General features: G+C 38.5%; 6 protein-coding genes, 12 tRNA genes and 3 rRNA genes. All 21 read left to right on the forward strand.

All coding sequences use genetic code 11. From position 1 onward, the window contains the following. Positions 1-342: 342 nt before the first annotated feature. A complete protein-coding gene (locus U8307_RS12115; protein WP_326908247.1) occupies positions 343-1,890 on the forward strand; it encodes an acyl-CoA carboxylase subunit beta in 1,548 nt (515 codons plus the stop codon). Between the two features lie 12 nt (positions 1,891-1,902). Next, the gene (locus U8307_RS12120; RefSeq protein ID WP_326908249.1) at positions 1,903-2,181 is read left to right on the forward strand and encodes a sodium pump decarboxylase subunit gamma; all 279 of its coding nucleotides are present in this window, start codon (positions 1,903-1,905) and stop codon (positions 2,179-2,181) included. A gap of 16 nt (positions 2,182-2,197) precedes the next feature. Beyond that, entirely contained in the window at positions 2,198-2,614 is a 417-nt protein-coding gene (locus U8307_RS12125) for a biotin/lipoyl-containing protein (protein WP_326908251.1), read from the forward strand. Positions 2,615-2,769: 155 nt separating this feature from the next. Beyond that, on the forward strand, positions 2,770-3,663 hold the full coding sequence (locus tag U8307_RS12130; protein WP_326908254.1) for a DNA-processing protein DprA: 894 nt from the start codon (positions 2,770-2,772) through the stop codon (positions 3,661-3,663). Positions 3,664-3,708: 45 nt separating this feature from the next. After that, positions 3,709-3,792: transfer RNA gene (locus U8307_RS12135), tRNA-Leu, on the forward strand. Between the two features lie 146 nt (positions 3,793-3,938). After that, a complete protein-coding gene (locus U8307_RS12140; protein WP_326908256.1) occupies positions 3,939-5,708 on the forward strand; it encodes a family 10 glycosylhydrolase in 1,770 nt (589 codons plus the stop codon). 97 nt (positions 5,709-5,805) lie between these two features. Then, entirely contained in the window at positions 5,806-6,375 is a 570-nt protein-coding gene (locus U8307_RS12145; RefSeq protein WP_326908258.1) for a GNAT family N-acetyltransferase, read from the forward strand. Between the two features lie 479 nt (positions 6,376-6,854). Continuing rightward, positions 6,855-8,361 (forward strand): 16S ribosomal RNA (locus tag U8307_RS12150). 314 nt (positions 8,362-8,675) lie between these two features. Continuing rightward, positions 8,676-11,824 (forward strand): 23S ribosomal RNA (locus tag U8307_RS12155). 211 nt (positions 11,825-12,035) lie between these two features. After that, a 5S ribosomal RNA gene (rrf, locus tag U8307_RS12160) occupies positions 12,036-12,152 on the forward strand. Together the 16S, 23S and 5S rRNA genes with 11 tRNA genes alongside form the textbook arrangement of a ribosomal RNA operon. Positions 12,153-12,162: 10 nt before the next feature. After that, positions 12,163-12,237, forward strand: a tRNA-Asn gene (locus U8307_RS12165). Between the two features lie 77 nt (positions 12,238-12,314). Continuing rightward, positions 12,315-12,390 (forward strand) — tRNA-Met (locus tag U8307_RS12170). A gap of 14 nt (positions 12,391-12,404) precedes the next feature. Continuing rightward, a tRNA-Glu gene (locus tag U8307_RS12175) sits at positions 12,405-12,479 on the forward strand. 8 nt (positions 12,480-12,487) lie between these two features. Next, a tRNA-Val gene (locus tag U8307_RS12180) sits at positions 12,488-12,563 on the forward strand. Positions 12,564-12,642: 79 nt separating this feature from the next. Then, positions 12,643-12,719, forward strand: a tRNA-Asp gene (locus tag U8307_RS12185). 3 nt (positions 12,720-12,722) lie between these two features. Beyond that, a tRNA-Thr gene (locus U8307_RS12190) sits at positions 12,723-12,798 on the forward strand. 3 nt (positions 12,799-12,801) lie between these two features. Next, positions 12,802-12,886 (forward strand) — tRNA-Tyr (locus U8307_RS12195). Between the two features lie 95 nt (positions 12,887-12,981). Beyond that, positions 12,982-13,056, forward strand: a tRNA-Gly gene (locus U8307_RS12200). Positions 13,057-13,059: 3 nt separating this feature from the next. Further along, a tRNA-Gly gene (locus U8307_RS12205) sits at positions 13,060-13,133 on the forward strand. Between the two features lie 18 nt (positions 13,134-13,151). Beyond that, positions 13,152-13,228, forward strand: a tRNA-His gene (locus U8307_RS12210). A gap of 15 nt (positions 13,229-13,243) precedes the next feature. After that, positions 13,244-13,317 (forward strand) — tRNA-Cys (locus U8307_RS12215). Position 13,318 lies beyond the last annotated feature (1 nt).

The raw sequence follows: 13,318 nt of genomic DNA on the forward strand, positions 1-13,318 counted from the left end.
ATAAGTATTCACACCTTTCAATTAAAATAGATACATATAATATTCAATATATGCAAATAGAAAGATTTTGCTTACTTGATAATTGTTATTGTGTCTAAAAAAACAGAAAATGCAAGACAGAAGAAAAAGATATCTTGCAGTATTGAAATTGCCTTGATTTACTAATTAATTCAAAACTAATAATTAAAGGTGTTTTTAAATTTTAGGATAAAATAATTCTGCAAAAGAATATTAATGTCTTGCAATTTAATAAAAAGTGTTGACTTTACCGACGAAATTGATTATTTTATATATATCATCAAAAATATGAAAAAGTGAAATTTTAAATAGGAGGTAACAAAATTGCCAAATGACAGACTCATTGAGCTTAAGGAATTAAGTGAAAAGGTAAAACTAGGCGGCGGGCAAAAGGCAATAGATAAACAACATAATAACGGAAAGCTTACTGCAAGAGAAAGAGTATTAAAGCTTTTAGATGAAGGAAGCTTTGTAGAGATTGACGCATTTGTGGAACATAGATGTGTTAACTTTGGCATGGAGAAGAAAAAAATTCCTGGGGAAGGTGTTGTTACAGGTTATGGCACTATTGACGGAAGATTAATTTACATATATGCCCAGGATTTTACTGTAATAGGTGGATCCTTAGGAGAAATGCATGCTGCTAAAATTGTTAAAGTACAGCAAATGGCATTAAAGACTGGAGTGCCGCTTATTGGAATTAATGATTCTGGTGGAGCTAGAATTCAAGAAGGTGTTGATGCATTATCTGGTTATGGTAAAATATTTTATAATAATACGATTGCATCTGGAGTCATTCCACAAATATCAATAATATTAGGACCTTGTGCTGGAGGTGCAGTATATTCACCAGCTATAACTGATTTTATTTATATGGTTAAAAACACTAGTAAAATGTTTATAACAGGTCCAAACGTTATTGAAACAGTTACAGGGGAAAAGGTATCTGCTGAAAAACTTGGCGGTGCAATGACTCATAATAGTGTAAGTGGTGTTGCTCATTTCGTAAATGATTCAGAGGAAGAATGTCTTAATCATGTAAGAAAATTAATTAGCTTCTTACCTCAAAATAATTTAGAAACTGCTCCTGAAATATCAAATCAAGATGATTTGAATAGAATTGATGAAGCTTTAAATGATATTGTACCAGCTAATCCAAATAAAGCATATGATATGAAGGATATAATTTATTCATTATCTGATAACAAAGAATTTTTAGAGTATCAGCCTTTATATGCTAAAAATATAGTTACTGGTTTCATGAGATTAAATGGAAAAAGTATAGGCGTTATAGCTAGTCAGCCTAAGGTGTTGGCAGGTTGTCTTGATATTAATGCTTCAGATAAATCGGCTAGATTTATAAGAACTTGTGACGCATTTAATATTCCTTTGTTAACATTAATGGATGTACCAGGATTTTTACCAGGAACACATCAAGAATATGGTGGAATCATTAGACATGGTGCTAAAATGTTATATGCTTATTCAGAAGCAACAGTACCTAAGGTTACAGTAATTACAAGAAAAGCTTATGGTGGTTCATATATAGCTATGTGTAATAAAGAATTAGGAGCAGATATGGTTTTAGCATGGCCTACAGCTGAAATTGCTGTAATGGGTCCTGATGGAGCAGCTAATATTATATTTAAAAAAGAAATAGAAGCAGCAGATGACCAAAATGCTAAACGTAAAGAAAAAATAGATGAATATAGAAATACAGTTGCAAATCCTTATATAGCATCATCTAGAGGGTATGTAGATAGTGTTATAGAACCTGCAGAAACTAGAAAAAGAATAATAAGTGCCTTCGATATGTTATCAGGAAAAAGAGAATTAAGGCCAGAGAAAAAACATGGTAATATTCCTCTATAAAGGAGTGGAAAAATGGGTTTATTCAGTAATTTGTTTAGAAAAAATAAAAGTACAAGTGAATTAGTAGAAAATAATTCTTCATTGCAAATTGAAGATGAAGATGAAGTAACAGCAGTAATTGCTGCTGTGTTAGCATCAATGGATGAAGAAGAAACAGTTGCGGCAATTACTGCAGCAATAGCATGTATGCTAGGAACTAGTACAAGTAATTTTGTTGTTAGGAATATTAAAAGAACGCCTTGTTTGGACTCTATATGGGCACATACAGGCAGAATGAAATTAATGAGATAAAAATTGGAGGATAATAATGAAAAAATTTAATGTAACAGTAAACGGAAAATCATATGCAGTTGAAGTTGAAGAAGTTGGAGCTAATCAAGGTGCATTTACTTATACACCTGCACCAGCAGCAGCACCTGCACCAGCAGCAGCACCTGCACCAACAGCAGCACCAGCACCAACAGCAGCACCAGCAGCACCAGCACCTGCAGCTTCAGCAGGACCAGTATCAGGTGAAGTTATGGAAGCACCAATGCCTGGAACAATATTTGATATTAAAGTTACTGAAGGTCAATCGGTTAAAGCTGGAGATATTATATTAATATTAGAAGCTATGAAAATGGAAAATGAAATTGTTGCTCCGACAGATGGAACAATTACTAAAATACATACAAGTAAGGGTGCAGCTGTAAGTACAGGAGATCCACTTGTAGTAATAGGATAATAAGTTAAATTTTCTTAACTCTTCTTGTTAAAAGAAGAGTTTTTTTTATTTGTAAAATGTGTTATAATGCTTAAATAATTATATAATAAAATAAATTGCTTTATTATTTTCTAGGATTATGCACTAGAATAGTTATGATATAGAGGAGTCAAAAAATGATAAGTAACGAAGATATAATCAAATTGCAGCTTGTTAAAGGAATGGGAAGAAAAACATTAAGTAAGATATTAAATTATATTGATATTAAAGATATTGAATTAAATAATTTTTTTGAAATAATAAAATATATTGAAAAATTAGGTGTTAAAAATACTAAGATGGATTTAGAAAAGATTGAAGAAGAAGCTGAAGTGATTATTAACTTGTGTAGGAAACATAAAATTAAAATAATTAGTATATTTGATGAAGAATATCCGGACAAGCTACGTATCATAGAAGACAAACCTATAATTTTATATGTAGATGGTAATGAAAAATTATTGAAACATTCAAATAGTATTGCAATTGTAGGAACAAGAAAACCATCAGAAAAAGGTTATGAAATAAGTTCAATATTTGCAGAGCGTTTAGCTGAAGAACATTGTTGCGTGGTTAGTGGTTTTGCCTCAGGTTGTGATGAAGCTGCTCATAAAGGATGTTTGGCAGCAAAGGGAGCAACAATTGCAGTTATTCCATCAGGGCATCGAACAATTCCAAAGGGAAATAATTTAATGTATAATATGATATTAATAAATGGCGGTGCTGTGATATCAGAACTTCCACCAAATGCAAAACCAGAAAAGCATACTTTTATAGATAGAAATAGAATAATAGCAGCCTTGTCAGACGGTGTTATAGTTATAGAAGGTGGTAAAGGTGGAGGAACTAGCCATACTGTTAAATTTGCTATTAATTATGATAAACCTGTTGCTTACACAACTAATATTCCAGCTATATATGATGTAGAAAAAAACTTAATAGAAAATGAAATAGTAATTATTGATAATTTTGAGAAATTGGTAAATTTTAAAAATAAATCTTTTGAAAAAGTGCTTGACAAAGCATTATAGTGGTAGTATAATCAATCTTGCTGTTGAACATTAACAGTTTGACTTGCGGATGTGGCGGAATTGGCAGACGCACTAGACTTAGGATCTAGCGCCTTCGGCGTGGGGGTTCGAGTCCCTTCATCCGCACCAATAAAAAAATAAGGGTTGCAATTAGCAATCCTTATTTTTTTATCTAATATTTACCTCTTTATCTAATATCAAATTACAATTATAATAGTCTGAGTAACATAAAAGAATTATATTTTATGTTGACAATATACATATGGGAGAAAAATATGAAGAGGACAAAGTTTATTGGTGTTTTGCTTATTGTTATAATGATTATGGTAGTTAGCGGTAACAACCCGTTATATAGTACAAATGCAGAAGAAATCAATGAAAGTGAAATGCGAGGAATTTGGATTTCCAGTGTTTGGGGGTTGGATTATCCTAGCGTTGCAACGACAGATGAAGATAGATTAAAAAGAGAAGCAGTTGAAATGTTAAATAATATTGAGGATATGGGATTTAATACAGTATTTTTACAAGTTAGGCCAAGTGCGGATTCTTTATATCCTTCTGAAATATTTCCTTGGTCGAGGTTTTTAACAGGAAATCAAGGACAAGCACCGGAAAATAATTTTGATGTACTTCAATTTTTTATTGATGAAGCACATAGTAGAAATATAGAGTTACATGCTTGGATAAATCCATTTAGAATTACAGCGCATGTTTCACATAATGATAATTTATCTAATAGTAATCCAGCTGTTATATATCCAGAAATAGTTGTAAGGTATAAAGATGGAAAGTTATACTTTAATCCGGGGGAACCAAAAGCGCGTGAATTAATAATAGATGGAATTGAAGAAATATTGGACAATTATAATGTGGACGGAATACATTTTGATGATTATTTTTACCCAGGTAAGGATTTTGATGATTATAAAACATATAAGAAATATGGACGAGACTTTTCCGATATAAATGATTGGAGAAGAAATAATATTAATATTTTAATAGAGGAAGTAAACAATGTAGTACATAATAAAGATTCAAATTTAAAGTTTGGTGTAAGTCCAGGTGGAATATGGGCAAATCAGAAAACATCCAAAAATGGAAGTATCACTGATGGCTATGAAACTTTTACAAATAATTTTGCTGATTCTAGACTATGGGTTAAGGAAAGATATATTGATTACATAATGCCGCAAATCTACTGGAATATTGGATATAGAATTGCTGATTATGATATATTAACATCTTGGTGGAGCGATGTAGTAAAAGATACAAATGTAAAGCTTTATATAGGACAAGCTGCTTATAGATGTGTTGGAACAGATTCGAATAGTGTATGGTATAAGGGAGAAGAAATTAAAAAACAGGTTGAATATAATAGAGCAAGTGACTATGTTGATGGGTATTGTATGTTTAGATACAATTCGTTTATGGAAAATCAAGATTTATATAATATTATCAAAGATTTAAATGTTGAAAAACAAAATAATATTTTCAAAGATATAAGTGGACATCCATTAGAAAAATATATTAACTATCTGGCATCTAAAAATATTATAATGGGATATGAAGGCTATTTTAGACCTAATGATAGTATAAAAAGAGCTGATTTTGTTTTAATGCTTTTGCGAATGTTTGAATTTAATAATTTAGAAATAACTGATAACTTTGCTGATGTGTCAGAGAATGCATATTATTCTAAGGGAATTGCTACAGCAAAAGAACTTGGATTAATCAACGGTGTAGGAAATGATATGTTTGCTCCTGAAAATGAAATTACAAGACAGGATATATTTGTAATGACTTATAGGGCGTTAGATGTGTTGGATATGATTCATGGTAATGATAGTGATAATGGCTTATTAAAGGAATATAAAGATTATAAAAATATATCAGAATATTCTCTTGAAGCTATTTCATACTTTACACAAAATGAAATATTATCAGGGGATAATGGCAATATTAAACCTATTGATATGTCAAATAGAGCTGAGACGGCAACTTTTTTGGCAAAATTATTACAATCAGGTATGATGGGAGATAAATAGAGAATGTTTAAACATTCTCTATTTATCTATAATGATAACAAAAGTTATAATTTTTAATAGTATATATTAAAAATATAATAAGAAGAGGTTTTGAAAATTGAAAAAGATAGTTGAAACACAAAGATTGATAATTAGGGAAATCATACCAAAAGATATTGAATATATTTATAAAATAGAAAGCAATAGAGATATTATTAAATATATTCCAAATAGTAGATTAATGACATTTAATGAATGTAAACGTCAAATTAAAAGAAATATAAAAAAATATAAAACCAGTAAAATTGGTAGTTGGGCAGTTGTATTGAAGAGTAACAATGAAGTTATAGGTATTACCCAATTAACGAAATCAAAAATTATAAAAGGAATAGAACTAGGTACTAAAATATTACCAGAATATTGGGGGATGGGTTATGCAACAGAGTTGAGCGAAGCAATAATACAATATGGATTATATCAATTAAATTTAAAAGATATAATAGCTGTTACAGATGATAATAATGTTGGAGCAAAAAAATCTCTAGAGAATATAGGTATGAGATTAATAGAAAAGAAATATAAAAACAGAACCAAATTGGCTTATTATTGTGCAAATAAAGATTATATTGATAGCATTATTTTTAATCAATCTGAAGAAATCCAAGAGATTGCTAGAAAATGTAAATAAAAAAGAGAAAAAAGGGATTGACAACTGTGAATACATGAGCTATAATACAAAAGCACTTTGGGAAAAGAACTAAAAGAAGTGTAGAGAGTAAGTAAAAAAAAGAAAAAAAGTAGTTGACAAATGTCTAGAAAATATGATAGACTTAAGAAGTTACTCTCACAAGAGGAACAAAAAAATAATTTAAAAAATGCTTGACAAACAATAGTAAGCATGATAAACTAGTAAAGCTTTCGAAATAGAAAGCGACGAACATTGACAATAAAACAGCATAAGAAACCTATGAGTTTAAAGTAAATTTGAACAAAGTAAAAAGTAATGAAAGATAGATAATGCTATGCGTTATCTTGAGTATGACCTAACCCAATTTTTCACGACCGAAAGGGAGTAAGAAAATCGATGGTAGGTTAACCGCAATGAATTCCAAATTTATGCGACGCAAGGAGCAAATAAATTTGTGAATGAAACTGCGACAGGAGATATTAAACGAGAGTTTGATCCTGGCTCAGGACGAACGCTGGCGGCGTGCTTAACACATGCAAGTCGAACGAAGCATATTTATATGCTTAGTGGCGGACGGGTGAGTAACGCGTGAACAATCTACCCTGTACAAAGGAATAGCCTCGGGAAACCGGGATTAAAACCATATAACACTTTAGAATCGCATGATACAGAAGTCAAAACGTTAGTGGTATAGGATGAGTTCGCGTCTGATTAGCTAGTTGGTAAGGTAATGGCTTACCAAGGCGACGATCAGTAGCCGGCCTGAGAGGGTGAACGGCCACACTGGAACTGAGACACGGTCCAGACTCCTACGGGAGGCAGCAGTGGGGAATATTGCACAATGGGGGAAACCCTGATGCAGCGACGCCGCGTGAGTGAAGAAGGTTTTCGGATCGTAAAACTCTGTCCTTGGTGAAGAAAAAAATGACGGTAGCCAAGGAGGAAGCCCCGGCTAACTACGTGCCAGCAGCCGCGGTAATACGTAGGGGGCGAGCGTTGTCCGGATTTACTGGGCGTAAAGGGTGAGTAGGCGGTTATATATGTCAGGTGTAAAAGGCTATGGCTTAACTATAGTAAGCACTTGAAACTGTATGACTTGAGTGCAGGAGAGGTAAGTGGAATTCCTAGTGTAGCGGTGAAATGCGTAGATATTAGGAGGAACACCAGTGGCGAAGGCGACTTACTGGACTGTAACTGACGCTGAGTCACGAAAGCGTGGGTAGCAAACAGGATTAGATACCCTGGTAGTCCACGCTGTAAACGATGAGTGCTAGGTGTTGGGTAGCGATATTCAGTGCCGAAGTAAACACAATAAGCACTCCGCCTGGGGAGTACGGTCGCAAGACTAAAACTCAAAGGAATTGACGGGGACCCGCACAAGCAGCGGAGCATGTGGTTTAATTCGAAGCAACGCGAAGAACCTTACCAAGGCTTGACATCCCCTTGACCGGCACAGAGATGTGCCCTCTCCTTCGGGAGCAAGGGTGACAGGTGGTGCATGGTTGTCGTCAGCTCGTGTCGTGAGATGTTGGGTTAAGTCCCGCAACGAGCGCAACCCTTATCCTTAGTTGCCATCATTTAAGGTGGGCACTCTAAGGAGACTGCCGATGATAAATCGGAGGAAGGTGGGGATGACGTCAAATCATCATGCCCCTTATGTCTTGGGCTACACACGTGCTACAATGGTCGGAACAAAGGGAAGCGAAGGAGTGATCTGGAGCAAATCCTCATAAACCGATCCCAGTTCGGATTGTAGGCTGCAACTCGCCTACATGAAGTTGGAGTTGCTAGTAATCGCGAATCAGAACGTCGCGGTGAATGCGTTCCCGGGTCTTGTACACACCGCCCGTCACACCATGGAAGTTGGTAATACCCGAAGTCGCTGAGCTAACTGTAAAGAGGCAGGCGCCGAAGGTAGGATCAATGACTGGGGTGAAGTCGTAACAAGGTAGCCGTATCGGAAGGTGCGGCTGGATCACCTCCTTTCTAAGGAGAACTAAAGGACTTATGCTGTTTTATTGCCGTTCAAACAATAGTTTGAACGGTGTAAACCTAATGTAGGGTATGCATTGCATGCATACCGAGACCTACAAAGGTTGACATAAAGGGATGAACCTTGAAAATTGCATAGGAAAATAAAGAGAACGACATTAATTGATAAAAAGTAAGAATACCGTCGCAAGTATTCTGAAAAATAAAATTAACAATAAACCGAGAGAAACAAACAAATGTAGGGGACGCATTGTATGCGTACCGTATAATATATAATATATTATGAAGAAATAATATATGACTAATCTGGTCAAGATATAAAGGGCGTAAGGCGGATGCCTTGGCACTAGGAGCCGAAGAAGGACGTGGCAAACTACGAAATGCTGCGAGGAGACGTAAGCAGTCAACGATACGCAGATATCCGAATGAGGAAACTCACATAAGGTAAACCTTATGTATTATACAGTAAATACATAGCTGTATGAGGGGAACGAGGGGAACTGAAACATCTAAGTACCCTTAGGAAGAGAAAATAAATAATGATTCCGTAAGTAGCGGCGAGCGAACGCGGAAGAGCCCAAACCATACAGTAATGTATGGGGTTGCGGACATATCAAAGAGACGGATAACGGTAGCTGAAAATAGCTGGAAAGCTAACCCAAAGAAAGTGATAGGCTTGTAAGCGAAACTGTTAGAAGCAAGGATATGATCCAGAGTACCACGGGACACGAGAAATCCTGTGGGAAGCAGGGAGGACCACCTCCCAAGGCTAAATACTACCTAGTGACCGATAGAGAATAGTACCGTGAGGGAAAGGTGAAAAGAACCCCGGGAGGGGAGTGAAAAAGAACCTGAAACCTTATGCCTATAAGCAGTGGAAGCACAAAAGTGTGACCGCGTACTTTTTGTAGAACGGGCCAACGAGTTACAATGTGCAGCAAGGTTAATAACTGAGAGGTTAGGAGCCGAAGGGAAACCGAGTCTGAAAAGGGCGAGAGTTGTATGTTGTAGACCCGAAACCGGGTGACCTATCCATGTGCAGGTTGAAGCTAGAGTAAAATCTGGTGGAGGACCGAACCCATTAGCGTTTAAAAGCTACGGGATGACGTGTGGATAGCGGTGAAATTCCAATCGAACCCGGAGATAGCTGGTTCTCCTCGAAATAGCTTTAGGGCTAGCCTCAAGAAATAGTATCGTGGGGGTAGAGCACTGAATGGTCTAGGGGCGTTATACGTTACCAAAACCTATCAAACTCCGAATACCATAGATACAAGCTTGGGAGTCAGACTACGTGAGATAAGTTTCGTAGTCGAAAGGGAAAGAGCCCAGATCACCAACTAAGGTCCCAAAATATAGATTAAGTGGAAAAGGATGTAATACTACACAGACAACCAGGATGTTGGCTTAGAAGCAGCCATTCATTAAAAGAGTGCGTAATAGCTCACTGGTCAAGTGGTGTTGCGCCGAAAATGTCCGGGGCTAAAATCTATTACCGAAGTTGTGGGATGTCGCTAATTTCTTTATATGTTCAATAAAAAAGTAACTGAGGACATTTAATTTCGAAATCTAACATTAATATAAAAAACAAAATAGAGATTTCGAATAAATATCCACCGGGGATAAAACCGATGATAAATCGGGAATAAACCGATAGTAAATCGGGAATAAAATGAAATCAAAAGATTTCGAATAACCACAGGGGCTAAAAAAACAAGATTGAGTGTATAAAGAAATTAGTGACATCGGTAGAGGAGCATTCTATACGGGTTGAAGTTCCATCGAAAGAGGATATGGACTGTATAGAAGAGAGAATGTTGGCATGAGTAGCGAAAGGTGAGTGAGAATCTCACCCATCGAAAGCCTAAGGATTCCTGAGGAAGGCTCGTCCACTCAGGGTAAGTCGGGACCTAAGCCGAGGCCAAAAGGCGTAGGCGATGGACAACTGGTTGAAATTCCAGTACCACCCAAATGCGTTTGAGAAATGGGGTGACACAGAAGGATAAGCTAGCGCACAGATGGAAAAGTGCGTCTAAGTAAGTAGGAAGATATTGTAGGCAAATCCGCAGTATCAATTCTGAGATACGAATGGGAGCGAAAATAAGTAGTGAAGTAGCTGAGTCCACACTGTCAAGAAAAGCCTCTATCGAGTATAAGGGTGCCCGTACCGTAAACCGACACAGGTAGGCAAGGAGAGAATCCAAAGATGAGCGGAAGAACTATTGTTAAGGAACTAGGCAAAATGACCCCGTAACTTCGGGAGAAGGGGTGCCCTTCAGTGTGAAGTTTGAACAAACAGAGCACAGAAGGGCCACAGAAACCAGGCCCAAGCGACTGTTTACCAAAAACACAGGTCTCTGCTAAATCGAAAGATGAAGTATAGGGGCTGACACCTGCCCGGTGCTGGAAGGTTAAGGGGAGAAGTTATCTTCGGAGAAGCTTTGAACTTAAGCCCCAGTAAACGGCGGCCGTAACTATAACGGTCCTAAGGTAGCGAAATTCCTTGTCGGGTAAGTTCCGACCCGCACGAAAGGTGTAACGATTTGGGCACTGTCTCAACAATAGATCCGGTGAAATTGTAGTACTCGTGAAGATGCGAGTTACCCGCGACAGGACGGAAAGACCCCATGGAGCTTTACTGCAGGCTGACATTGGAATTCGGTAGCAATTGTACAGGATAGGTGGGAGACTAGGAAACGAGCACGCCAGTGTTCGTGGAGTCAACGTTGGGATACCACTCTATTGTTACTGAATTTCTAACATGATACCGTGAGCCGGTATATGGACACTGTCAGTTGGGCAGTTTGACTGGGGCGGTCGCCTCCGAAAGAGTAACGGAGGCGCTCAAAGGTTCCCTCAGCACGGTCGGAAATCGTGCGAAGAGTGTAAAGGCAGAAGGGAGCTTGACTGCGAGATAGACATATCGAGCAGGAACGAAAGTTGGACTTAGTGATCCGGTGGCACCGAGTGGAAAGGCCATCGCTTAACGGATAAAAGCTACCCTGGGGATAACAGGCTTATCTCCCCCAAGAGTCCACATCGACGGGGAGGTTTGGCACCTCGATGTCGGCTCGTCTCATCCTGGGGCTGAAGCAGGTCCCAAGGGTTGGGCTGTTCGCCCATTAAAGAGGCACGCGAGCTGGGTTCAGAACGTCGTGAGACAGTTCGGTCCCTATCCGTCGTGGGCGTAAGAAATTTGAAGGGAGCTGTTCCTAGTACGAGAGGACCGGAATGGACAGACCGCTGGTGTATCAGTTGTTCCGCCAGGAGCATGGCTGAGTAGCTAAGTCTGGAAAAGATAAGCGCTGAAGGCATCTAAGCGCGAAACAGACCCTAAGATAAGATTTCTCATTACGCAAGTAAGTAAGACCCCTGATAGACTAACAGGTAGATAGGTTACAGGTGAAAGTGCAGCAATGTATTAAGCTGAGTAATACTAATAGGTCGAGGTCTTGACCTTAATATAAATAATGTCGAATCATGTTTTCCTATGTAATTTTGTATGCCCTAACCCCATTTTTCAGATGGTTTTTCTGTAAAAATGGTTGGTAGGTCAACCGCAACGAATTCCCAATTTATGCGACGTAAGGAGCAGAGAAATTGCTGAATGAGACTGCGCTTGTTGTTAGGGCATGGCTTATTAAAAAGTCGGTTCAAAACCTATAAATGAATCTGGTGACAATAGCGAAGAGGACACACCCGTTCCCATCTCGAACACGGAAGTTAAGCTCTTCAGCGCTGATGATACTTGGTGGGTAACTGCCTGGGAAAGTAGGACGTCGCCGGGTTCGAGGTTGTTCCGAGGTAGCTCAATGGTGGAGCAACCGGCTGTTAACCGGTAGGTCGTGGGTTCGAGCCCCACCCTCGGAGCCAAATATGTGTTTATTAAATAATTTTAAATTATTTTGATAATAGGGCCATTTGCATAAGTGTTTGGCATTAATTATCGTCGCGGGATAGAGCAGTTGGTAGCTCGTCGGGCTCATAACCCGGAGGTCGTTGGTTCGAATCCAGCTCCCGCTACCATAACATAATTTTAAGGCCCTATGGTCAAGCGGTTAAGACATCGCCCTTTCACGGCGGTAACCCGGGTTCGAATCCCGGTAGGGTCACCATTATATATGGGAGCATAGCTCAGTTGGGAGAGCATCTGCCTTACAAGCAGGGGGTCATAGGTTCGAGCCCTATTGTTCCCACCATATAGAAGAAAGGGTACACACCTCTAATATAAAGATAGTCTTTGTAGCCTGAGGAATGTCCCCAATCTAAAATAATTGTGGCCTGGTAGTTCAGTTGGTTAGAATGCCAGCCTGTCACGCTGGAGGTCGAGGGTTCGAGCCCCTTCCAGGTCGCCACATGCTGGTGTAGCTCAATTGGTAGAGCAACTGACTTGTAATCAGTAGGTTAGGGGTTCAAGTCCTCCCACCAGCTCCATATGGAAGAGTTCCCGAGAGGCTAAAGGGGACGGACTGTAAATCCGTTGGCACTGCCTTCATTGGTTCGAATCCAATCTCTTCCACCAGATATGGCCTAGCCCAATTTCTTCTACCGAAAGGAAGAAGAAATTGATGGTAGGTCAATTACAATTATTGCTAAAATTAATACGTAGTTGTATATGCGGAAATGGCTCAGTGGTAGAGCATCGCCTTGCCAAGGCGAGGGTCGCGAGTTCGAATCTCGTTTTCCGCTCCATATGCGGGTGTAGCTCAGTGGTAGAGCCCCAGCCTTCCAAGCTGGTTGCGAGGGTTCGATCCCCTTCACCCGCTCCAATGATAATTATTATTATGGTGGATATGGCCTAGTCGGTTAGGGCGCCAGATTGTGGCTCTGGAGGTCGTGGGTTCGAATCCCACTATTCACCCCATTAATCTAAAATCGAGGCGCTATAGCCAAGTGGTAAGGCATGGGTCTGCAACACCCTGATCTCCAGTTCAAATCTGGATGGCGCCTCCAA

The organism is Sedimentibacter sp. MB31-C6, assembly GCF_035934735.1.
Taxonomy (GTDB): Bacteria; Bacillota; Clostridia; order Tissierellales; family Sedimentibacteraceae; genus Sedimentibacter.